We start from the raw sequence: 22531 nt of genomic DNA, 5'->3' as shown, positions 1-22531 counted from the left end.
GTCGGCCTGGTCGTTGCTGGTTCTGGTCTTCGTTCTCCTTCCTGCTACGAGCGCCGCCGGGCGCAGGCGCCCAAGTCTGAAAGCGTTAGTTGAGGAAGAACCGGTCGAGCGCGGTGAAGAGTCCGAGCATCGCGCCCATGATCAGCACCATGCGCCAAGTCATGTCGGCGCGGACTTTCTCTACGTCGGCGCGGAGCGCTTCTAGACCCATGCGCAGATCGGCGGTTTCCGCCTTCATTTCGGCACGCAGCTCGGCGATGTCCGACTGCGTAGCCGACCGCAACTCGCCAATCTCGCCACGCAAGTCGCCGATGTCCTCCTTGGTGGCGACCCCCTGGAAAACCGCGATGCGGATCGTCTCGGTAACGGCTTCAGCCTGGGAAGTCCCCATGCCGGCCTTCTCCAGGTTGCGAACGGCCGCGAGGGTGTCGAACGTGGCGACGCTCATCAGTTCCTTCATCGTACCGGAAGGGCCGACGGGTCAGAGCGACCGCAGGCACTTCTATGGACTAGGACGGAAAGGGGCGCTGGTTCTTATGCCGAGCGGGACGATACCGGCGTGCGCGCTTTCGGTAGCGCCTACTCGTCGACCGGGAACGGGTTCTCCGGCACCAGTTCGGCGCCTGTGCTCGCCGCCGCATCGTCGGGGCAGTTGACCTCGAAGGTCGTCTCGAGGCCGTCTTCTCCCAGGCCCGGAATCGCCCCGGCCATTGCCGCGACCTCGAAGGTGATCGTCTGCTCGTTCAGGCGGTCGGGATCGTTGTTGGCGGCCAGGCACCGGTTGTCGTCCGTGCCGACGAACACCGACCACTTGTTGACACCCTCTTCCCGCTCGTCGGTCGGTGCTCCGCCGTCGTTCCCGAACCGGATGGCGTTCACGCTCGTGTGGTGCTCGATCGCCCCACGCACGGAGAGCCTTTGCGTCGTGATGAAGTCCTCCCCGTGGAGCGTGATGACGACCTCCCTCTCCGGGGCGGTCCCGGTCGGCCGGATGATCTCGGAGGCACTCAGGGTGAGTCGCCAGCCGTCGGACGAACCGAGATGGCAGTCGCTCGCGGTCTCGTCTCCCACCATGCCGCTACAGCCGCGGATCGGCTTCGTCGGCACGATGCGCGGGATGATGCCGACCCGGCCCGTGGGAACGTGCTTGACGTAGGTGCCGATGCCGCCCGCCGGCGTGTCGATCTCCAGGCCGCCCGGGTCCGTGACGTCGATCAGCTCCGCGTCGATCGCCTCCTTCGGGATGAAGGGGGCCACCGCCGAGTTCTGGTCGTCGTTGATCCAGTACCAGGCGCCTGGTTTCAGGTTGTCAACTTCGAGCGTCCCGGCTGCTCCATCGGCGCAGGCGAAGCCACTGGCGCTGCTCAGAACCTGGCGCACGATGCCGTCGCTGTCGGGCTGGATCTTGGACGAGATCGTCGTTTGGCCGCAGACCAGGAAGAACTCGACCCCGGTCACGCCGCCCCGCTCGGCCGACTCGCCAACGAAGCCGCCGTTTCCCGCGAAGTAGGGCGCCACCTGGCAGCGCGGGCAGTCGATCGTGACGGTCTGGCCCGCGAGCAGAGCCGGGAACGCACCGGCGAGCAGTGCGACGGGGATGATCTGCTTCACGGCTTCTCTCCTCTACTGGCAGACGACCACGACCGAGCTGGTCGCCGCCTCGTCGTTGTCCGGTGGATTCTCGACGATGCCGGGGGTCACCTGATCCGTTTCCGTCGCGTCGGCCGTCACGGTGACGGTAACCGAGTAGTCGTTGTCGTCGCTGCAGTAGGCCGCGTTCGGCGTGATCGTCACGGTCGCCACGTTGTCGGCCGTCGCGATCGACAGCCCCGCGGCGCTCTCGCTCGTCCCGCCGGCTGAGTCGATGCTCGTGCCGCCGCCCGCCCCGCCCGAGCTGTAGGTGCCGGTGAAGGTAGCGGTCAGCGGGGTTCCTCCCGAGTGGCCGAGTCGGGCGTCGCCAGTTGCGGCCGTGGTGAAGTGACCTGAGCCGTTGCCCCAGAGGTCGAACTTCACGTCGACCGAGCCGCCTGCACCAACGGGCCGGAGAACCTGGCCGCCGGGCGGGATCGCACTCCGCTCGCCCGTGTAGAGGCCCTGAGGACCCAGGACGCGGAGCACCGGCTTGCCGTCGCCCATCACGCAGTTGCTGGTCTCCCGCCGGTAGGGACTCGCGGTGGTGCCGGCACCGGTGTAGTCACAGACGTTGACCGGCTCCGGATCCACGTCCGGTACCGGCAGGATGTTCGGCAGGATGCCCACCCGGCCGGTGTTGAGTTCCTTGAGGAAGACCGCGCCCCGCCCCTCCGACATGGTCACCCCGTCGCCGGCACTGGTCAGAGGGGTCGTCTCATTGTCGAGCACGTCCGCCCGGAGCAGCGGACCGACGGCCGAGTTCGTTTCGTCCGTGATCCAGTACCAGCCGCCGTCTTCCAGACCGGCGATCTCCAGCGAGCCGCCTTCCTGGTCGCAGGCGGCGCCGTTGGCGTGGTTGAACAACTGGGACGCGGTGTCGCCGTGGATGTTGGCTTCCCCGGTGGTCGTCACGCTGTTGCAGGAGGCGACAAAGGTGACCTCGTCGACTCCCTCGGCCACCGTGCCGATGAAACCGCCGGAGCCCCGGAAGTAGGGAGCCACGTGGTCGCACGCCTGGCAACTGACGTTCTGAGCGAACGTCAAGGCCGGAAGCGCACAGAGCGCCAGCGCGACCAGGATGTGCTTCATCGGTCGTTCTCCCAAGGCGGTCTTAGCCGCAGTCAATCAACCCTACGGGAAACACCCCTGCAGGTCCAGAGAGAACGTGCGGTCCAGAGAAAAAGGCGACAACCTCCGCGCCGGGCGTGAACCCGACGCGGAGGCGCCGCCTTGAAGTCGTTCTCCCTGTGAGCCTCAGGACTCGTGCGAGCCCCTCAGCTCAGGGAAATCGGCTGTTCCCTTACTCGGTCGGGAACGGGTTCTCCGGCACCAACTCCTGCCCCATGGTGGCCGAGGCCGACGGGCAGACGATGGTGAAGCTGATGCCTCCGGCGACGTTGGTCGTGGCGTTCTTCGCGATGGAAGGAATCACCTGAGCCGCGCCTGTGGCATCGTCCCCCACGACGACAGCGGAAACCGAAATCGTCTGGCTGTGGTTGTTGGAGCTGCTGCAGTAGGCCGAATCCGCCGTGACCGCGACCGTGGCGGAGCTGTCCCCGGCATCGGTGAACGTGACACCGCCGTCGGCCGTACCAGACGTCAAGGTCGCCGCGTCCGGGCCGGAACCCTTGCGCGCCGTGTAGGTGACGCCCACGTAGCGGGCGGCAGCCCTCGTGGTGGCACCGGACAGTGCCGCGTTTCCGCGGACCCAGTTGATGCCGTTGGTGCCGCCATCAGTACCGCTGAAGATGGCGCCAGTGCCGTTGCCCCAGAGGTCGATGGTGATCGTAGTGGTCGCCTGATCGGTGGCGGGCCGGGTCACGCTGTCACCACTCATCACGCGGGTGGTGGCCCCGGTGTGCGCGCTGAAGTAGTTCGCCAGGGTGATGGTTCCACCGTCACCCATCGAACACCCCGAAGCCTTGCGCACGAAGGGGTTGGTGGCCGTGCCGCCGCCAGAGGCGCCGCACGGGTTGGCCGGCGGCGCATCCATGTGCTCCACCGGCAGGATGTTCGGCAGAAGGCCGACACGACCGGTGGCGGTCTCCTTGAGGAGCACCGCGCCCTTGCCCATCGTCATCGTGACGCCCTCACCCGCATCGGCGAGCATGGTCGTCTCGTTCATGAGGATGTCCTTGTTGACCAGACCGCCCACGGCCGAGTTCGTCGCGTCCGTGATCCAGTACCAGCCGCCGTCCATGATGGGGCCGATCTCGAACGAGTTGTCCTCGTCGTCCCCGTAACAGGCGGTGTCGTCCATCAACAGCATGGAGACCATACCGGCATCGTTGGGCATCAACTCGTCGCTCCGGGTGACGCCTTCGCAGGTGGCAACCCAGGTCACCATCTCGGCGTCTTCCGCAGCCATCGCGATGAGCCCGCCATGGCCCTTGTAGACCGACACCACGTGGGTGCAGTCGTCGCAAGTGACGCTCTGACCGAACGCCATTGCAGGGATCGCGCAGAGAACCAGCGCGATCGTGATGTGCTTCACCAGCTTCATCAGTTTGTTTTCTCCTTGGGCGGCTTCCCTACCGCCGTTCGTTTACCGGGAATGGCCGTGTGCCACCCCGGAAGTTCTTCGATCCGAAGATCAGGCCACGACGATGCGGACAACCCGCGCTGCCATGGCCGCTGACGTTTCTCTCTTGACGATCGGTTCCCGGCTCAACTGAACCGCCGACCGTCACACGCTGATGCTGCGCATCACCTCCCGCTAAAAGACTTCAAGGCCGTCTGTCCAAACGTGGGTGGAACCTTACCGGAAACGAGCGTTCAGATCCAGTGGCCCGGCACATCGCAAGACGTTGGGGCGTGGCGGATCGGGATACGGCTTCTTCTGCCGATTAGTTCCTCCGAGGCACGACACTATAGGGCCTTTGAGGGGATTCGTCAAGGGGTGGGGGTGTGGAAGTCAAATTATTGATGGGATTGGAGTTACGGGCGGCGGAACAGCCAGAGTGCGGACGCCGCTACGCGGCGCCCGAAGTGCCGGCCAGAAGGCCGGCGCGCCCAGTGGTCACGGTGGAGCGTGCCAGGGGAAGTCGTCGGGGTCCACCTCGCCTGGGGCGGACGGTGCCGCGCGGACGGAGCCGCGCTCCAGGGCCGGAAGCAGGGTACGGGCGGCGGTCCCCTCGCGGTAGGCGCTGGTCTCCGGGGCCTCGAGGCGACGCAACGCGGAGAAGTGGACCTTCTCGCCGGTGACCAGGGGCAGGCCGTCGGCCCGTAGCTCGCCGACCGGCCGGTCGTGGCGGCCCCAGAGCCGGTAGAGCACGGACATCGAGTCGCCCTGGGGGCCGAGTTCGTCCGGCGCGATGCGGGCGCGGACTGCGTCGGGCGCTAGGGCGAGGCCGGCGGCGTGGGCCCTGGCCCACATCCAGAGCAGGGCGCGGTCGGAGAGCCCGGTGTTCGGCCGGCCGCCGCCGACGTCGCTGTGAACGCCCGGGAACCAGAGCTGCTCGACCTGCTGGCCGGGCGCCGGCCGGTTCGCCCACAGGGTGGGGGCGAAGGGGCGGCGGCCCTCGTCGATCGCCACCGCGTGACAGGCGTGCCGGATGTGGCGGTCGAGCCGCACGTCGTGGAAGCGGTGGCGGCGGGCGCCGATCCAGTTCAGCCAGGTGACCGGCACGCCCAGGGCGCCGACCGTGTCCCAGACGCCGACGAAGTGGACCTGGCAGGGAGGACGCGGCGCGGCTGGCCCGCGGCCAAGGGCGGCGGCGGCCTGGGGCACGGCGAAGGTCTCGACGTGGCGGGCCGCCCGGTCGGAGCGCTCGGCGCCTCGGCGTAGGCGGTAGATCGCCATGCCCGCGTGGGCGACGTCGGCCACGCCGAGGCCGGCGTCGGCGCAGCGCTCCGGGTCGGGCACGCCGCAGAGGCCGAGCAGCCCGGCGAGGCTGCGGGCGGTATAGGCACCTCGGCTGTAGCCGAAGAGGAAGAGCCGGTCGCCGGGCCGGTAGTGCGCGCTGAGCCAGACGTAGGCCAGCTCCACGTTGCGGGCAAGGCCCAGGCCCACCACGCCGCCCCGCACCCGGTCGAAGCGCCCGGTGCCGACGCCGCGGTCGTAGTAGCGGAGCTGCGGCGTGCCAGCCGCGGTTTGGGGCACGAGCGCCTGGCTGGTCTTGACAACGTTCGTGGGCGAAGCCCGATCGTCGCTGTTCCAGGTGCCGTCGAAGCAGAGTGCGATGTTGCGCGTGCCGGCCAAGTGGAGACTTGGGGGTAGGCGGGGCGCGTGGAGCCTAACCCGAACGAAACAGGCTCTCCATCTTCATCGCGAGCCCCATGTCGCCCGAGATCCGCAACCGGCCGCCCATGAAGGCGGTCATGCCGTTGAGCCGGCCGGCGATGAGCTCGACGTAGTCGGCCGCTTCCATCGAGATCGTCATCGTCGGCGCGTCGTGGGCGCCGTCGTGGACCGTGCAGGCGCTGTCCTTGATCGTGCAATGCCAGACGCCGCCGCCCTCGCCGAAAAGGTCCAACTGGATCGTGGCGTCGAGGCCGGCGGCGACGTCCGGGTCGAGGCGGCTTGGCATGTTCGTGATGATCTCTCTCACGGCGGCGGCGGTATCGGTCATGGGACTCTCCTGGGCGCGGCGTCGCTCTCTCGATTCTCGCGCCACCTCTTGACGTCTGTGCGGAATACGTAGGTAAGGGCAGCGAGGGAGAGGCAGAGCAGCAGGCCCGCCGCGAAGGCGTCAGGCAACATCGCGGAGCCAACTACCAAGATGGCGACGGCTGTCAAGACGACCACGGCCAAGAGAAAGGCGTAAAGAGTGTCCTTCATGTAAAGGCTCCTCGTCCTTGAGGGCGGTCAGAATGTCGGCATCCCGCGCTCGTCGGACTCCCGGCCGAACGACCGCGGACGCCCGTATCCTAATCAAGCCCTTCAGGCCGCGGTACCGCGCCGGTCGAAGGTCGGCGGCTCACTCCTCCTACCGGACTTCGATTCTCTGTTCGGCCGCGATCTCGAGCTCTTCTTTGGAGTAGACGACGGCTCGACACCCCTCGGCGCCGGCTTCCAGCCGAACCAGAACGCCGTCGGTGTCGGCACACTCGGTTGCGGCTCGCGCAAAGCCCACGATGCAATCCCAGCTATGGGTTGTCGCCAAGACCTGCACCTCACCTTCGTGGGCGGCCTGAAGAACCATCCTCCAGAAGTCCGTGTGAACGGTGTGGTGGAGACCGTTCTCGGCTTCGTCGAGCAGTAGGAGGCCGCTGCGGCAGTAGGTCAGCTCCAGAGCGACGCCGAACAACCGCACGGCGCCGTCACCGAAACTCCTCAGAGGCACCGGACGACTGTGCCCCTTGAGCTTGACCATGACCCCGTTCTTGGATAGCGAGCCCGGCGAGCCACCCAGATCGTTGACGACGCCGATCCGCTGTATCTCCTCGCCGAGATGCCGACCGAGAACCTGTACCAGCAAGTCCTCGTCATCGGTCAGGTGGATGAGCCGCCATAGAACGGCCAAGTGGTTGTTGTCCGGAAGACCTGGACCGAGTGATTCGCATTTGACCCGCTCAGGCCAGCCGGTCTCGTCGAAGCGTCCTCGCCCGGACAGCAGAGGCAGCAGTGGGGACGACATGGAGGACGTGTCCCCCGCCAGTGACCACGACACGAAGTCCGTCCAATCGGCGTACTCGACCTTCAGTGCCTCTACGTTCATGTTGAATCGCTTCTGCTTGTCGGTCCACTCGTCGCGCAGCGAACGTGCCAGCCTGAGGGCGTCCTGACCCGGTCCCGGTCCGATGGCGATGCCGTTGTTGGGGGCCTCGCCCCGCCCATGGAAGAGAGCCGCTACGTCCGGGACCGCCAACGCCCCTTGGTCCTTGTCCAGACCGGCGGCGAGTTCCTCTCGCTCCTGGAGGAGATCCGCTAGAACACTCGGCCGACCGCGCGCCGCAAAGATCCGAACGGCATCCAGCACCGTCGTCTTGCCGACGCGATTCCGCCCTGCAAGCAACGTCACGCGCCCCAAGCGCGGAATCGTCAAGCGGTCGAACCCGCGAAACCCCGTGATCTTCAGGCTTGGAAGATGCAGAGATGAACGCGTTTTGGTGGCCATCGGCGTCGTTCGGAATCCCGCCTACTCAGAGCGAGCCTATGCGGGGCCGAGAAGGGTGACCGGCTCGATGCCGCCGGCCGGCTCGAAGCCGAGGACCTGGCCGTAGAAGCTGAGTTCCGCCTCCAGGGCACGGACGATGTTCCCGGTGCGGCGGAAGCCGTGCTGTTCGCCCTCGAAGAGGAGGTAGGCGACCGGGAGGCCCCTGGCGCGCAGCGCCTCGACCATCGCCTCGGCCTGATTCGGGGGCACGATGCGGTCTTCGTCGCCCTGGAAGAAGACGACCGGGCAGGAGAAGCCGTCGCGGGCGGACAGCGGCGAGCGCTCGCGGTAGAGGTCGGCGCGCTCCGGGTAGGGGCCGACCAGGCGGTCGAGGTAGCGAGACTCGAACTTGTGCGTGTCGCGAGCCAGGGCGGCCAGGTCGGCGACGCCGTAGTGGCTGGCGCCGGCGGCGAAGGTGTCCTTGAAGGCGAGTGCGGCCAGGGTGGTATAGCCGCCGGCGCTGCCGCCGCGGATGAGGAGTCTGGCGGCGTCGGCCTCGCCGCGGTCGGCGAGCGCCTCGGCGGCGGCGGCGCAGTCCTCGACGTCGACGATTCCCCAGCGGCCGCGCAGGGACTCGCGGTAGGCGCGGCCATGGCCGGTGCTGCCGCCGTAGTTCACGTCGACGACGGCGAAGCCGCGCGAGGTCCAGTACTGCACGCCCGGGTCGTAGACGTGCTCGGCGGCGGAGGTCGGGCCGCCGTGGCTCTTGACGATCAGGGGCGGTCTGGCGCCGGCCGGAGGGAGGGCGTCGTCGTTCTTCGGCGGGTAGAAGAACGCGTAGGCGCGGCGGCCGTCGGCGGAGGGGAAGTCGATCGGCTGGCCGGTGGAGAGGTAGCGGGGATCGGGGAGTGGGCCGGTGGTGGTGAGGATGTCTAGTTGCGGGGTGGCTGGGGCGGCGGTGGCGGAGGGGAGGTGGAGGCGGACGAGTTCGGCGTGGCGGTCGGGGGCGGCGGCCAGGAAGATGGCGGTGTCGGGGGCGGCGGGGCGGAGCCAGGTGATGGAGGTGTAGGGGGTTGGGATGGGTGTGGGGTCGCCGGCGGAGGGGATGAGGAGGAGGTTCCAGACGCCCTGTTCGCAGCAGGCGGCGACGATGCCGGAGTCTGTGTGCGTAGGTGGACATGGTGAAGAGCCAGGGGGGAATGCCGAAGTCGGCGTCGTGGGGATATAGGGCGGTAACGAGGGGCGATTCGGGCTCGCCGCTTCGCGGCGTCGCGCTTGATGCGGACCAGAAGGTCCGCGCACCCAGAGAACGGGCGTCGGTGTCGGCGGGCTTCTCTACTGCGACCGACCTGGTGTCTTCGAGGCGGTAGAGGTTCCACCAGCCGGTGCGGTCGGAGACGAAGGTGAGGCGGCCCTGGGGGTCGAAGCTCGGTTGCTGGACGGCTTCGGGGGAGGCGGGGTCGCCGCCGGCGATGAGGCGGGGGGCGGTCGGCAGGCCGCGGTCGTCGAGGTCGGCGAGGCGGAGTTCGGTGGCGTCCCAGGGCATGTCGGGGTGGTTCCAGCTCAGCCAGGCGAGCTGCATGCCGTCGGGCGAGAGCCGGGGGCTGCTGTAGAAGTCCGCGCCGGAGACGAGCTCGATCGGCGGCGGCGGGTCGGAGGGCGGCGGGTCGGTGGGCGGTTCGGATGCGGTCGGCGGCAGGGGGATCGTCACCAAGGCGGCGATCGGTTCGCCGCCCGCGGGGTTGGGGCGTTCCTGGACGGCGATCAGGCGGTTGCGGTGCGGGTCGAAGACGAGGTCGGCGTAGTGGGCGCCGTCGGGCGGGGTGAGGGCGGTCGGCGGGCCGCTGGCCGCGAGGTAGACGCGCTGGTCCTTGAAGTTGACGAAGGCGTGCGCTTCGCCGATCAGGCAGAAGGCGCCGCCGCCGTACTCGTGGACGCGGCTGCGGACGTCGTAGCCGGATGGCGTCAGGGTGTCGGTGGCGCCGTCGGGGCGGCGGCGTACGAGCACGTTGCGGCCGCCTTCGTCCGGGCGCCGCTCGATCCAGCAGATGCAATCACCGGCCGCGGCGATGTCGTCGATGCGGCGTGCGCCTTCGGCGACGTCCTGGGCGGAGATAGGCGACGGCCAGGCGCCGTAGGGGGTGGGGTCTGCGGGCACGCGCGGACTGTAGCGCGAGCAGTAGAGCAAGGTCGCCGGCCTGCGGCCGGCGGCTGTGTTCCTCGGAAGCGGACCAGAAGGTCCGCGCACCCAGAGAACGGTCGTCGGGTTCAGCGAGATGCCCTGCTGCAGTTGGTTTGGCCCGCAGCGGCGTCATGTCATCCGCATGTAGAGAAGCGGGCCACACCGGGGCGGCTCTCTGGGTGCGCGGACCTTCTGGTCCGCTCGCCGCCGAAGGCGGCCAGAAACACGCCGCCGCGAAGCGGCGACCGCAACCACCGCCGCAGCACCCCCCTACCGCGGCCCGATGTCGCCGCTGGAGGACAGGATCGTTCCAGTCAGCGGGTCGTAAACGGCGATAACGAAGGTGTGCTCGCGGCGGCGCAGTTCGAGTCCGGTCTCGAAGGTGAAGTACTGGCCCGGCTGGGGCTGCTGGTTGCCGGCGATGCGGATCTTCTCCACCGGGGTCTCGGAGCGGTTGCCGTTCCGGTCCATCACGGTGACGCGGAACTCCAGTTCGTTCTGCCAGACGCCGGCGACGGGCAGCAGGGTGACCTCGTCCAGCGGGATCGCGACGCGGACGGGCACCATGATCTTGCCGAATCCCGCGCGCTGCGGCCTGCCGAAGCGCACGCCGAGCGGCTTCGCGCTGGGCGGATTGCCGAAGAGCAGCGCACCCTCGACCATCATCGTGACTTCGGAGCCGCGCGACATGTCGACGTAGCCCTCGCGGGAGCGCACCCGGTAGTCGGGATAGCCGACCAGCCGCACGTCGACGTCGTGGACCGCGTCGTCCTCGCGGCGCTGGGGCTCGAAGCCGAGCCAGTAGTAGGAGCGGGTGTCCGCCACGGCTTCCGCCAGGGCCGTGTCGCGCTGGGAGTTGATCATCGGCACGCCGCCCGTGGAGCGGGCCAGCAGCTCGAGCGTGTAGTGCTGCATCATCTCCCGTTCCTGCATCATGCCGCCGAGGGCGCCCTGGGACGGGTCGGTCGGCGAGTTGGCGTCGAACCCCACGGACGCGTCCAGCGCGAACTCGGGCCGGAACCCCGGTACGTCGACCGGGTAGAGGGTGTAGCCGATCAGGTTCGCGGCGGAGACGAGCGGACCGTAGAGGTCGTCCTGGCTCATCATCCGGGTGTCCGCGGCCGCGCCGATGCCCTGCAGGCCCTGCATGCGGTCGGCGATCGTGTAGAGGGCCGGCGACTCCGGCCAGCCGCCGGCGAGCAGGAGCATCACCTTGCGGCCCGGGCGGTTGGCGAAGCTGCGCAGGGTGGCGACCGCCGCCAGCACGGAGCGCTCCAACTGGTTCTCCAGGTTCGTCGCGTAGCGCAGCTCCGTGCCGCGCAGGTTGCCGCGGAGCACGTCCTCGGGCAGGTCGACGCCGCCGTCCTCGGCGAAGCGGTCCGCGAGGGCGCTGAGGTTCGCCCGGTCCATGCGCTCCTGGTCGTTCGTGCGCAGCTCGCCCATGCGCATCAGGCCGTGGGCCCGGCGGCGGCGGGCCCGCTGCAGCGCGTCCGCCAACTGGCTCGGCGAGTTGGTCCAGGAGGTCAGCATGGTGACCGCCTTGCCGTCGAAGGAGACGGCCGCCACCCGGTCGGCGGGACCGAGCTGCGCGAGGTCCTTCTCCAGGCGGTCGAGCACCCGGTTGCGGTCGCGCGCGATCGAGAAGAAGTCGTCGATGAAGAGGAGGAAGCTCGTGCCCACCGGCTCGTTGGCGTCCAGGTCCGGCACGGCCGCGACGTCGCTACCTTCGGTCTCCTGGGCCAGGCCCTCCTCGATCTCCGTGAAGTAGCTGATCGGCACCGGCTCGCCGTCGACCAGGAGCTCGAAGTCCGACGCCTTCAGACCATGGATCCGGTTGCCCTGCCTGTCCGTGACGACGACCTCGATGTTGACGACCCGGACGTCGATCACCTCGGAGAAGACGGCCGGGAGGTCGTCCTGCTGGGCGAGCGCTGGTGCGGCGGTGGCGGCCACGGCCGCGAGGAGGATCAGAGCGGCGAGGATCCGGGGCAGGTGGAGGGGTCGTCGCGGCTTGGTCATGGGTTCGTCTTCCTGCCTCGGTCGGGTGGCTGAGGGGTTAGGAGATTATCGGATGGCAGCGGAGCCGGCCTCCGGCCGGCGCGTGTTTCTGGCCGCCTCCGGCGGCAAGCGGACCAGAAGGTCCGCGCACCCAGAGAACGGTCGCGGGGTTCTGCGGGATTCCCTGCTGCAGTTGGATTGTGCCCGCAGCGGCGAGCGGACCAGAAGGTCCGCGCACCCAGAGAACCGCACCGGTGGGGCGAGGTTCTCTACATGCGGATGACATGGCGTCACTGCGAGCAATGGACTTGCAGTAAAGAGTCTCCCACCGGGCAAGGCCGTGCTCTGGGTGCGCGGACCTTCTGGTCCGCTCGGGGCGGAGCCGCCGAGCGGCGCAGCCCCAGAAGCACAGCCGCCGGCCTCCGGCCGGCGACCTTGCTACTCCCAACGGCCGACGACCCCTACCTCCGAGCCACCTCTCCCCTGGACGTCAGGACCATCCCCGTCAACGGATCGAAGACCGCGATCACCCAGGTGTGGTCGCGGCGCCGGAACACCAAATCGGTCTCGTAGTAGAAGACCTGGCCCGGCTGCGGCTTCGTGGGGCCGGCGATCAGGATCCGCTCCCTCGACATCTCGGACCGGTTGCCGTCCAGGTCCATCGCCGTGACCCGGACCTCCAGCTCGTTCCGCCAGCCGCCGGCCACGGGCATCAGCTCGACGTGGTCGAGCGGAATGACCACTTCGACGGCCATCGACATCTTCCGGCGGCCGGCGCGGACCGGATCGGAGAAGTGCACCTCGAGCGGACGGGTGTCCGGGGGGATGCCGAAGCGCATCGCGGCTTCGACCGTCATCGACACTTCGCTGTCGCGCGACATGTCGACGTAGCCCTCGCGCGTGCGCACGCGGAGGTCCTCCCGGCCGGTCACACGCACCTCGATGTCGTGGAAGGCCTCGTCTTCGCGGCGCGTCGGCTCGAAGCCGATCCAGTAGTAGGAGCGGGTGTCCTCGACCGCTGCCGCGAGCGCCTGGTCACGGTCGGCGTTGAGCATCGATACGCCGCCGGTCGAGTCGGCCAGCAGATCCAGGGTGCTGTGGAGCATGTCCTCGCGCTCCAGTGAACCGGGGCCGGCGCGGGTGTCGTCGGGCTGGGCGTCGGGACCGAACGCGCGTGACGCGTCGCCCGAGAAGCTCGCGCTCACGCCCGGCAGGTCCACGGGGTAGAGCGCGTAGCCGATCAGGTTCGCGGCCGCTACCAGGGGTCCGTAGAGCTCGTCCTCGCTCATCAGCGAACCGTCGGCCGAGGTGGCGAAGCTGCTCGTGTCCCCCTTGCCCGCCACGGTGAAGAGCGCCGCCGATCTCGGCCAGCCGCCCGCGAGCAGCAGCATCACCTTGCGGCCGGGCTGGTTGGACAGGCTGCGCATCGTCGCCATGGCCGCCAGCACGGAGAGCTCCAACTGGTCTTCCAGCCTCCGGGCGTAGCGGAGTTCCTGAGCGGAGAGAGACGTGCCCACCAGGTCCTTCAGCGCGGCCTCGTCGTCCCCGGCAAAGGACTGAGCCCGCGCGGCCTGCCCGGCCCCGATCCCACCCTCCTGGGCTTCCATTTCGATCATGTCGAGTTCTCCGGCCTCCCGCTGGTCCGGGGCGAAGGCCTGATCGGCGGCCGCCTCGAAGATCGCCTGGGTCTCCCGGTCCGCTTCGCTCATCTTCAGTTCGCTCAGCCGCTCCAGGCCGTAGGCGCTCCGCCCGCGCGCGCGATCGAGCGCCTGCTCCATCACGCTCGAGTCGTTCGTCCACGCGGTCAGCACCTCCAGGCCGTCGCCATCGAACGCGACCGCGGCCACGCGATCCACCGGGCCGAGTTGCAGCAGGTCCTCTTCCAGGCTGTCGAGCACGCGGTTCCGGTCGCGTTCGATCGAGAAGAAGTCGTCGATGAAGATGAGGAAGTTCGTGCCGACCGGCGCGTACGGGGCGAGGTCCGGCACTCCGGCCACGGCGCCTGGCGTCGCCCCCTGCGCGAACCCCTCCGCGATCTCGGTGAAGTAGCTGATCGGCATCGGCTCGCCGTCGACGAGGAGTTCGAAGTCCGAGGCCGCCAGACCGTGGACCCGGTTCCCGTCCCGGTCGGTGACGACGATCTCGGCGTTGACGACCCGGACGTCGATCACATCCGAGAAGACGGCCGGTTCGTCCTGCTGGGCTGGGGCCGGTGCCGCGCCTGCAAGTACGAGCGCTGCGAGGACCAGGCTCCGGGGGAGCTCGAACCGTCGTTGGCGCGTCGTCATGTTGTTCCTCCGGGGGTGGAGAGGGACTATATGGGTTCCGGGAGTCGGCTAAGTGGCGTGTTGAGCGGAGCCGGCCTGCGGCCGGCGCGTATCTCTGGCCGCCTCCGGCGGCAAGCGGACCAGAAGGTCCGCGCACCCAGAGAGCCGCACCGGTGCGGCGGACTTCTCTACATGCGGATGACATGGCGTCACTGCGGGCAATGGGTTTGCAGTAGAGATTCTCCCACCGGGCAGGGCCGTCCCCTGGGTGCGCGGACCTTCTGGTCCGCTCGGGGCGGAGCCGCGAAGCGGCGTAGCCCCAGAAACACTGCCGCCGGCCTGCGGCCGGCGACCTTCACCCTCCCAAGCCCAGCAACATGCCAACATCCACGCCGTGAAGGCCGGCGACATCATCTCGCGGTTCCGTGTGCAGGGCCCACTTCCCAGCCTGCCGGGCGAACTCCCGCTACCGCTCTACCGGGCCCAGGACATCGCTGCCCGGTCCTGGGTCGTGGTGCAGCGCTTTCCCGAGGACGCTCCGCGACAGGAGGTCGAGGAGGCGGCCGAGAGGGCGGAGCTCCTGCAACCGGACTTCCCGCCCCTGGTCGAGAAGTCCTTCGATCCGCCGGCGCTCCTCGCCTGGTCCCTGGGCGGCGGCGAGATGCTCCGCCGCCGGCTGCAGCGCTCGCCGCTCAGCCCGGAGCAGGCCGCCGATCTGGGTCTGGAGCTCGCCCGGGCGTTGCGCCGTCTGCACCGGGCCGGTGCGGTTCACGGCGGCCTTCGTCCGGCGAACGTCCAGTTGCAGGACGGCGGCAGGGTCGGCCTGCTGGCGCCGTCCAGCCTGGGGCCGGTCACGTTGGCGGTGGCCAACGAGGCGGTCGAGTCGCCGACGCTCTGGACCGCGGCCTATCTCTCGCCCGAGCAGACGAAGGGAGCGGAAGAGGCGATCACCGGCTCACCCGTCCCGTTCACGACCGCCGACGACGTCTGGACGTGCGGCGTGGTCCTCTATGAACTCGTCACGGGGGAGCTGCCCTTCATCGCCAACACCTACTCGGCGATGAGACGAGCCGTCGCCGTGCAGCCCGTCGACCTGGCCGGCACGCTTCCGGGCAGCGCGCCCGAGGCCTTCGAGGCGGTGCTCGAAGCCGCCCTCGACCGGGACGCGGACCGTCGCCGCGCCGCCCTGGACGACGTGATCGGCAAGCTGCGCCAGGTCCGCGACGAACTCCTGCCGCGTGTCCAACCACCGGCCGACAGCGTCGCCCGAACCCGGGCCCGGAAGGCCGCCGCAGCCACCGACCGTTCCGCCGCGAGCCCGGCCGAGCCCGAGTGGCAGTCCGCGATGTCGCGGATCAACCGGCGGCGCCGCCACCTCGCCCGCGAACGCCCGGCGCCCGCACTGTGGCGCGTGCTCGCCGGTCCGCTGCTGGCCCTGCTGTTGACCGCCGCCGCGGTCGCCGTGTGGTTCCTGCTCTAGGGCCCTCGCGCCAAGGAAGCCAAGGGGAAAAGAAAAGCGGGCCCGAAGGCCCGCTTTCGAGGTCGTTCGCTGATCCGACCGTCAGGCGGCTTCGGCGGCGCTGACCGTGACCGTGACGGTGCCGTCGTCGGCCTTCATCGCCTTGCCGGTGACCTTGGCGGCCTTGCCGCCGAGCTTCTCGAGGGTCTTGATCGCATCGGCGTCGGAGCCGGCGCGGTCGATCTTGACGACATCGTCGCCCACGAGCAGACCCATCTCGTTGCCATCGCCCAGACACTTGGCGGCGCAACCGGCATGACCAGCGCCCTTCTGGCCGTTGCCGAAGCAGACCATGTCGAGGACCTCGCCGGTCCAGGTGTCGCCGGCGAGCGCGGGGGCGCCGAACATCAACGAGAGTGCCAGAACCGCAAACAGTGCCTTCTTCATGGTGAGTCCTCCAGTCGCTTCGAAGCAGGGGTTGGGTACCGTTGTGGCAGGCACGTTAGCACAGGGAAGCATGCAATAGTCCCCGCCCATGATCCGACTGAACCGTTACTCCTCCCGCATCACCCAGGACAAGTCGCAGGGAGCCTCGCAGGCGATGCTCTACGGGGCCGGCCTGACGTCCGACGACATGGCGAAGCCGCAGGTCGGGATCGCCAGCGTCTGGTACGAGGGCAACACCTGCAACATGCACCTCCTGGAGCTGGCCGCGGCGGCCAAGGAGGGCGTCGACGAGGCCGGGTGCCTGGGTCTGCGCTTCAACACGGTCGGGGTGTCGGACGGCATCTCGATGGGCACGGACGGGATGAGCTATTCGCTCCAGTCCCGGGACCTGATCGCCGACTCGATCGAGACCGTGATGGCGGCGCAATGGTACGACGCGAACATCTCGATCCCTGGCTGCGACAAGAACATGCCGGGCTGCATGATGGCGATCGCGCGGCTCGACCGCCCGGCGCTCGTGATCTACGGCGGCACGATCCGGTCGGGCGAGTTCCGGGGCGGCAAGATCGACATCATCTCCGCCTTCCAGAGCTACGGCGAGGCGATCAGCGGCCATCTCAGCGAGGACGACCGGGAGACGATCGTGCGGCGCGCCTGTCCCGGCGCCGGCGCCTGCGGGGGCATGTACACGGCGAACACGATGGCGGCGGCGATCGAGGCTCTCGGCATGTCCCTGCCCTACAGCTCGTCGACGCCGGCCGTGGCGGAGGAGAAGCTGGACGAGTGCCGCCGCGCCGGCGCCGCGGTGAGGAACCTGCTCGAACGGGACCTCCGTCCGAGCGCGATCATGACCCGCGCGGCGTTCGAGAACGCGATGGTGCTGATCACCGTGCTCGGCGGATCGACGAACGCGGTCCTCCACCTGCTGGCGATGGCCCACTCGGTGGGCGTCGACCTCTCGATCGACGACTTCCAGAAGGTCAGCGACCGGGTTCCCTTCCTTGCCGATCTGAAGCCCTCCGGCCGCTACCTGATGGAGGACCTGCACGACGTCGGCGGCACCCCCGCGGTGCTGCGGATGCTGCTCGACAGGGGTCTGATCGACGGCGACTGCCTCACCGTGACCGGCGGCACGCTGGCCGAGAACCTGGCCTCGCTGCCGGACCTCGAAGACGGTCAGGACGTCGTGCTCCCCTTCGACGAGGCGATCAAGTCGACCGGCCATCTCCAGATCCTGCGCGGCAACCTGGCGCCCGAGGGTTCGGTGGCGAAGATCACCGGCAAGGAAGGCGAGCGGTTCGCCGGCCCGGCCCAGGTCTACGACTCGGAGGAGGCGATGGTCGAGGCCCTCGAGCGCGGCGAGATCCGCGCCGGCTCGGTGATCGTCATCCGCTTCGAGGGCCCGAAGGGCGGCCCGGGCATGCCCGAGATGCTCAAGCCCACCTCGGCGCTGATGGGCGCCGGCCTCGGCGACCAGGTCGCGCTGGTCACCGACGGCCGCTTCTCCGGCGGCTCCCACGGCTTCCTCATCGGCCACGTCGCGCCCGAGGCGCAGGAAGGCGGTCCGCTGGCCCTCGTGCGCGATGGCGACCGGATCGAGATCGACGCGGTCCGCAACACGATCGACGTGGCGCTTGACGAGGAGGAGATCGAGGCGCGCAGGGTGGCGTGGGTGGCGCCGCCGCTCAAGGCGACGCGGGGAACGCTGTACCGGTACGTGAAGACGGTGAGTTCGGCGTCGACGGGGTGTGTGACGGATGGGTGACGGGGCTCGGGCTCGCCGCTTCGCGGCGTCGCGCCTGATGCGGACCAGAAGGTCCGCGCACCCAGAGAACGGCACCGGTGCGGCGGGCTTCTCTCCATGCGGCTGACATGACACCGCTGCGGGCGTGCGGACCAGAAGGTCCGCGCACCCAGAGAGCGACCCCGGTGCGGCGGGGTTCTCTACATGCGGATGACATGGCGTCACTGCGGGCAGTGGGCTTGCGGTAGAGATTCGCCCACCGGGCAAGGCCGTGCTCTGGGTGCGCGGACCTTATGGTCCGCTTGGGGCGGAGCCGCGAAGCGGCGCAGCCCCAGGAACACTGCCGCCGGCCAACGGCCGGCGACCGCTCACACCAGACCACCGCCGGCCAACGGCCGGCGGCTTTCAGATCACGCTGCCGCCGTCACGCCGATCGCGCTCTCGAACGGGTATCGCACGCCCATCCGCCGGCGAACCTCGTCCATCAGTTCCAGCAGGGCGATCGACTCGGCGTGGGGAAGCAGGGGGCTCTCCGTCGCGCCTTCCCGCAGCAGACGCTCCACCTCCTGGATCTGGTACTCGAACCCGTTGGCGAGGAAGGGGAGCTCGGCGGTCACGACGCGCTGGCAGCCCCGGTAGAGCACGGTGCGCCGGGCGCGCCAGAACCGGTGGATCTCGATGTTGCCCTGGGTGCCCTTGATCGACGCGGTGTCGTCGAACGGACGGCTGATCGAGCTGTCGAGCCGCGCTTCGGCCCCCGACGGGAACCGCAGGATGATCTCGCATTGCTGGTCGACACCGGTCGGCGCCAGCTCAGCCTCCACCTCGATTTCCGGGGCCTCCGGGCCGATCACCGCCTCGCCGAAGACGAGGGAGGCGAGAGAGAGGGTGTAGCAGCCGATGTCGAGCAGGCTGCCGCCGGCGAGTTCGGGGGCGAAGAGCCGGCTCTTCGCGTCGAACGGGGCCTCGAAGCCGAAGGAGCAGACGAGGCGGAGGGGTTTGCCGATCGCGCCGGCCTTCAGCCAGCCCGCCGCCTGGCGGGTCGCCGGCAGAAAGCGGCTCCACATGGCCTCCATCAACAGGGCGCCGTGCCGCTTGGCGAGGTCGCACATCGCACGGGCCTCGGAGGCGTTGACGGCGAGCGGCTTCTCGCAGAGGACCGCCTTGCCCTGCCGGAGCGCCAGCGACGCGTGCTCGAGGTGGCCGGAATGGGGCGTGGCGACGTAGACGGCGTCGACGGCGTCGCTGCTCGCGAGCTCGGCGTAGGTCCCGGCCTCGGCACCGGTGTAGCCGCGCTCGACGTTGAAGGCGCGGGCACGTTCCGGGTCGCGGCTGCCGGTGGCCGTCACTGCGTGACCGTCCAGCGCGTCCACGGCTGTGGCGAAGGTGCGGGCGATGGCCCCGGGGCCGAGGATGCCCCAACGAACGGTGTCGATCACGGCTACACCTGCCCTCTCAGTGTCTGCAGGACGAGGTCGCGGGCGCGCCGCGGCTCGTAGATGAACAGGCGGCGCACCTTCGGTCCGAACCGGTAGCGGAGGCGGGCGAGCCGCCTGGCCGCGCCGCGGTGCGGCCGCGCCACGATCAGAGCGTAGTGCGCCTCGGAGCGGCCGGAGCCCTCCGTCAGGCGCCGTAGTTCGTCGGGCGACAACCGGCTCCAGTCCACGGAGGCGCCGAGGGGGGCGATCAGATCGCCGCCGTAGGGGCGGGTGGATTCGACCCGGAAACCGGTACGCACCAGGCGCCCCAGGTCGCGGGAGCGGATGGCGCGGGCGCAGTCGCCGGCGATCGGCGGCAGGGGCAGACGGTCGAAGCGGCGGGCGGCGGCCGGGAGACGGCGGAAGGCCTCGGCGGCGGCCGCTCCGGCCCGGCTGCGGTCGTTCCACTGGTGCCGGGCGGGACCCACGTAGTCGTCGACGATCAGCCGGCCGCCGGGTTCGAGCGCGTCGAGCACTGCGATCAGCAGGCGCTCGAGGCGCAGGTGGGCGGAGAAGCCGCCGAGGGAGACGACGGCCTGGTAGGCGGCTGTGGGGAGTTCGGGGCGGCGGGGGTCGAGGAGGAGGTGGTTGATGGGGTGGGGCTGCGACTCGGGCTCGCCGCTTCGCGGCATCGCGCTTGGTGCCGGCCAGAAGGCCGGCGCACCCAGTGGGGTTGGCGCACCCAGTGGGACGGTTGCTACGTCGACTTGGGTGGCGAAGCCGGTTCGGAGGAGTTCGGGGGCCCAGGTGGCGTCGCCTAGGAGGAGGACGCGGTTGTGGGGGGTGGTGGGGGCATGTTGGGGCAGCCAGGTGGCGGGGGTGGGGAAGGGTGATTCGGGCTCGCCGCTTCGCGGCGTCGCGCTTGGTGCGGACCAGAAGGTCCGCGCACCCAGAGATACGGCGTCAGAGGCGGCGGGGTCCTCTACTGCAACCGAACTCGTGTCACTGCGGGCGTCCCCGGAAGGAGGTGATGCGGTGTCTACCAGGCCGGAGGCGCCGGGGCCGGGGCTTAGTTGTTCGAGGCGTTCTTCCTGTTGCTGGCGCCACTGGAGGCGGAAGTAGAGGGCGTGTTTGCGTTCGGTGCAGGTGCGGCAGGTGCCGCAGGGGTTGCCGGTGCGGAGGCCGTCGGTGATCGCGGAGAGGAGCGGCGAGCGTTCGACTTCGGCGAGCGATGTCTCGGGGTAGAGGCCGATCGGCTGGTCTTCCCAGAAGATGCAGGGGGAGACGGCGCCGTTCGGGCGCACGACGACGGTGTGGCCGGGCCAGGCGCAGCCGGCGACGGCGGTCCGGGCGCGGCCGAGCAGGCGACGGCGGTCGTAGAGTCCGGCGCGCCAGCGGAGCAGGTGGCCGCGAAGGCCGATCGGGCCGCCGTCGTCGAAGTCGGGGTAGGAGACGAGCTTCAGGCCCCGGGCCGCCGCGTCCTCGGCGGCCGAGGCGAGCTCGGCACGCAGCGCCCCGGGATCCTCGCCGTCGAGCAGTTCGTCCTCGGCGGTGACGTGGGCCGTCGGCGCCACGAACCGGACGTCGAGTTCGCGGGCGCCGACTTCCTCCGCAAAGCGCGGGAGATCGGCGAGGTCGGCGCGGTTCGTCCGCATCCAGACGAAGATCAGCCGCAGGCGCGTGGCGGTGCCGCGGCGGACGTCGTTCAGCAGATCGAGGACGCGCCGGAAGCGCGCGTAGGTGGCGCCCACCCGGATCGCCTCGTAGGTCTCGGCCCGCGTGCCGTCCATCGACACAGCCACCGTCCGGACGCCGGCCTCGCAGATCGCCTCCGCCTTGGGCGGCGTCAGCGGCAGCAGGTTCGTGGGGAACCAGAGGTCCGGGATCCGGTAACGGGCCGACTCGCGGACGATGTCGATGAACTTCGGATGCACGAGCGGCTCCGCGGCGCACCCGAGCGCGACCTTGTGGGCCCGTGGGAAGAGGTCGGCCGCGACCCGGCCGAAGGTTTCAAGCGGCATCATTCCGGTACGCGACAGGTTGCGGTCGTAGGGCGGGAACTGCAACCGGTCGACTGCAGAGAAATAGCACATCTTGCACTTCAAATTGCACCGTTCGGTCGTATCCAGGATGACCTCTAGCGGACGGCTTCGTAACGCGTTCATGACAGGGCCGCCAGCATCGCCTTGCAGACTCCGAAACCGGAGCTTCGTTCACGCCACACGGCGGCGATCGTAGCCGGGTCGCGGTCACCTCGGCGCCATGCGTCCTGCTCGGCCGCAATCGCCTGGGCCAGGGGGCCGGCGCGGTGGGCGGAAGCGACCCGGCCGTAGGCGCCGCCTTCCGACCAGCTCCGGAGGCTCGGGATCGGCGTGCCGACGATCGTCGCGCCCATGCTGAGCGCCTCGCAGCCGGCGTGAGGAGAGCCCTCCCAGCGCGAGGAGAAGACGATCGACCGGCTTTCGGCCAGCGCCTCGGCCAGCACCGGCGGGTGCTGGGGACCGTGGTGGACGACGTTCGGGAAGCGCGCGCAGAGGTCCCTGAAGTGCTCTTCGCCGCCCGGACCGAAGATCCGGACCGGCTGGCCCTGGTCGTCGCCGGCGCGCTCAAGGTAGCGGGTGAGCGTACGGGCCAGGAGTGGCGCGTTCTTCTGCGGGTCGTCCCAGCGGCCGATCGCCACCAGCCCGCGCCGCTCGCGCTCGAGGTCGGGGAACTCGCAGAACACCCGGTTGATCGCGAGCGGCGCCACGTGGACCCGTTCGGCACGGCCGGCGGCGCCCGCCTTGCGCAGGAAGCGGCGGAAGTGGTCGCGCGACTCCGCGTTGCCCAGGATCAGCGCGTCGGAGAACCTGGCGCTGCGCAGGAACTCGGCGTCCTGCGGATCCCGGCGCAGGAACGAGCGCAGGTAGCGAAACGCGAGCCTGGCCAGCCGCCGGCGCCGCTCGCTCCGGTCCGAGACGCCGGCATGCACCGTCCGCCTCATCGTCGCGAGCGGAAAGGCGCGCAGGCCCATCTGCCCGTCCGAGTCGCCCATGGCGATCGTGCGCACGCCGACCCGCACCAGCAGCTCGAGCAGGCCGGACATCTGGTGGAAGGACGGCACGATCGCGGCCTGGACCTTCAGATCGAGCCAGAACTCGCGGTTCGCGAGCCCCTCGTCGAGCGCCGGGCAGAAGGTCGGCACGGGGAAGCCGTCGTCCGACGCCTCAGGGCAGACGACGAACGCCTCGTGACCCAGCTCCTCGAGCCCGCGGATGTACTCCTCGAACCGGAACGAGCACTGACTCAGGGGCGTGCCGTGGTTCCAGACGACGGCGACCCGCATGATGCGTGACGCTACAGGACG

At 69.6% G+C, this 22531-nt stretch carries 17 protein-coding genes; 2 read left to right on the top strand and 15 right to left on the bottom strand.

Annotated features, from left to right (window positions below):
- Positions 1–85 precede the first annotated feature (85 nt).
- The 11 genes from OXG83_16910 to OXG83_16860 all read right to left on the bottom strand — a co-directional run bounded on the left by OXG83_16910 (position 86) and on the right by OXG83_16860 (position 14138).
- Positions 86–448: a DUF1640 domain-containing protein gene (locus tag OXG83_16910; protein ID MCY3966702.1), complete on the bottom strand. Its 363-nt coding sequence runs from the start codon at positions 446–448 to the stop codon at positions 86–88.
- Positions 449–579: 131 nt separating this feature from the next.
- Positions 580–1611 carry a hypothetical protein gene (locus tag OXG83_16905; protein MCY3966701.1) on the bottom strand — a complete coding sequence of 344 codons (1032 nt, stop codon included), beginning with the start codon at positions 1609–1611 and terminating at the stop codon, positions 580–582.
- Between the two features lie 12 nt (positions 1612–1623).
- The gene (locus OXG83_16900; GenBank protein MCY3966700.1) at positions 1624–2721 is read right to left on the bottom strand and encodes a hypothetical protein; all 1098 of its coding nucleotides are present in this window, start codon (positions 2719–2721) and stop codon (positions 1624–1626) included.
- 211 nt (positions 2722–2932) lie between these two features.
- Positions 2933–4135: a hypothetical protein gene (locus OXG83_16895; protein ID MCY3966699.1), complete on the bottom strand. Its 1203-nt coding sequence runs from the start codon at positions 4133–4135 to the stop codon at positions 2933–2935.
- Positions 4136–4651: 516 nt separating this feature from the next.
- Positions 4652–5833, bottom strand: a complete 1182-nt coding sequence (locus tag OXG83_16890) for a DUF2235 domain-containing protein (protein MCY3966698.1) — start codon at positions 5831–5833, stop codon at positions 4652–4654.
- Positions 5834–5867: 34 nt separating this feature from the next.
- Entirely contained in the window at positions 5868–6203 is a 336-nt protein-coding gene (locus OXG83_16885; GenBank protein MCY3966697.1) for an SCP2 sterol-binding domain-containing protein, read from the bottom strand.
- Positions 6200–6412 carry a hypothetical protein gene (locus tag OXG83_16880; protein ID MCY3966696.1) on the bottom strand — a complete coding sequence of 71 codons (213 nt, stop codon included), beginning with the start codon at positions 6410–6412 and terminating at the stop codon, positions 6200–6202. The genes OXG83_16885 and OXG83_16880 overlap by 4 nt, the downstream gene beginning before the upstream one ends.
- A gap of 148 nt (positions 6413–6560) precedes the next feature.
- The gene (locus OXG83_16875) at positions 6561–7619 is read right to left on the bottom strand and encodes an ATP-binding protein (GenBank protein ID MCY3966695.1); all 1059 of its coding nucleotides are present in this window, start codon (positions 7617–7619) and stop codon (positions 6561–6563) included.
- Positions 7620–7727: 108 nt separating this feature from the next.
- Entirely contained in the window at positions 7728–8972 is a 1245-nt protein-coding gene (locus tag OXG83_16870) for a prolyl oligopeptidase family serine peptidase (protein ID MCY3966694.1), read from the bottom strand.
- A 1150-nt stretch (positions 8973–10122) separates the two neighbouring features.
- Positions 10123–11871 (bottom strand): VWA domain-containing protein, encoded by a 1749-nt coding sequence (locus OXG83_16865; protein MCY3966693.1) that lies wholly within the window; start codon positions 11869–11871, stop codon positions 10123–10125.
- A 440-nt stretch (positions 11872–12311) separates the two neighbouring features.
- Positions 12312–14138 (bottom strand): VWA domain-containing protein, encoded by a 1827-nt coding sequence (locus OXG83_16860; protein ID MCY3966692.1) that lies wholly within the window; start codon positions 14136–14138, stop codon positions 12312–12314.
- Between the two features lie 373 nt (positions 14139–14511).
- Between OXG83_16860 and OXG83_16855 the strand changes: the two genes are divergently transcribed.
- Positions 14512–15597 carry a protein kinase gene (locus OXG83_16855; GenBank protein MCY3966691.1) on the top strand — a complete coding sequence of 362 codons (1086 nt, stop codon included), beginning with the start codon at positions 14512–14514 and terminating at the stop codon, positions 15595–15597.
- An 81-nt stretch (positions 15598–15678) separates the two neighbouring features.
- Here the strand turns inward: OXG83_16855 and OXG83_16850 are convergent, their stop codons facing one another.
- Positions 15679–16023 carry a hypothetical protein gene (locus OXG83_16850; protein MCY3966690.1) on the bottom strand — a complete coding sequence of 115 codons (345 nt, stop codon included), beginning with the start codon at positions 16021–16023 and terminating at the stop codon, positions 15679–15681.
- Between the two features lie 88 nt (positions 16024–16111).
- Here OXG83_16850 and ilvD point away from each other — a divergent pair, with 88 nt between their 5' ends.
- Positions 16112–17788: a dihydroxy-acid dehydratase gene (ilvD, locus tag OXG83_16845; GenBank protein ID MCY3966689.1), complete on the top strand. Its 1677-nt coding sequence runs from the start codon at positions 16112–16114 to the stop codon at positions 17786–17788.
- Positions 17789–18177: 389 nt separating this feature from the next.
- Here ilvD and OXG83_16840 read toward each other — a convergent pair whose 3' ends face one another.
- The 3 genes from OXG83_16840 to OXG83_16830 are packed head-to-tail and all read right to left on the bottom strand — an operon-like array spanning position 18178 to position 22510.
- The gene (locus OXG83_16840) at positions 18178–19206 is read right to left on the bottom strand and encodes a Gfo/Idh/MocA family oxidoreductase (GenBank protein ID MCY3966688.1); all 1029 of its coding nucleotides are present in this window, start codon (positions 19204–19206) and stop codon (positions 18178–18180) included.
- Between the two features lie 2 nt (positions 19207–19208).
- The gene (locus OXG83_16835; protein ID MCY3966687.1) at positions 19209–21350 is read right to left on the bottom strand and encodes a radical SAM protein; all 2142 of its coding nucleotides are present in this window, start codon (positions 21348–21350) and stop codon (positions 19209–19211) included.
- A complete protein-coding gene (locus tag OXG83_16830) occupies positions 21347–22510 on the bottom strand; it encodes a glycosyltransferase (GenBank protein MCY3966686.1) in 1164 nt (387 codons plus the stop codon). The genes OXG83_16835 and OXG83_16830 overlap by 4 nt, the downstream gene beginning before the upstream one ends.
- Between the last annotated feature and the right edge of the window lie 21 nt (positions 22511–22531).

This window comes from Acidobacteriota bacterium, assembly GCA_026707545.1.
In the GTDB taxonomy this organism is placed as follows: Bacteria; Acidobacteriota; Thermoanaerobaculia; order Multivoradales; family Multivoraceae; genus Multivorans.
The sequence above is the reverse complement of the archived record's forward strand: the minus strand, read 5'-3'. Positions and strand labels throughout refer to the sequence as shown.

Coding starts and splice junctions, on each gene's coding strand:
- OXG83_16910 (MCY3966702.1), bottom strand. CDS start 448: ATGAGCGTCGCCACGTTCGACACCCTCGCGGCCGTTCGCAACCTGGAG.
- OXG83_16900 (MCY3966700.1), bottom strand. CDS start 2,721: ATGAAGCACATCCTGGTCGCGCTGGCGCTCTGTGCGCTTCCGGCCTTG.
- OXG83_16895 (MCY3966699.1), bottom strand. CDS start 4,135: ATGAAGCTGGTGAAGCACATCACGATCGCGCTGGTTCTCTGCGCGATC.
- OXG83_16885 (MCY3966697.1), bottom strand. CDS start 6,203: ATGACCGATACCGCCGCCGCCGTGAGAGAGATCATCACGAACATGCCA.
- OXG83_16880 (MCY3966696.1), bottom strand. CDS start 6,412: ATGAAGGACACTCTTTACGCCTTTCTCTTGGCCGTGGTCGTCTTGACA.
- OXG83_16865 (MCY3966693.1), bottom strand. CDS start 11,871: ATGACCAAGCCGCGACGACCCCTCCACCTGCCCCGGATCCTCGCCGCT.
- OXG83_16860 (MCY3966692.1), bottom strand. CDS start 14,138: ATGACGACGCGCCAACGACGGTTCGAGCTCCCCCGGAGCCTGGTCCTC.
- OXG83_16850 (MCY3966690.1), bottom strand. CDS start 16,023: ATGAAGAAGGCACTGTTTGCGGTTCTGGCACTCTCGTTGATGTTCGGC.
- ilvD (MCY3966689.1), top strand. CDS start 16,112: ATGATCCGACTGAACCGTTACTCCTCCCGCATCACCCAGGACAAGTCG.
- OXG83_16835 (MCY3966687.1), bottom strand. CDS start 21,350: ATGAACGCGTTACGAAGCCGTCCGCTAGAGGTCATCCTGGATACGACC.
- OXG83_16830 (MCY3966686.1), bottom strand. CDS start 22,510: ATGCGGGTCGCCGTCGTCTGGAACCACGGCACGCCCCTGAGTCAGTGC.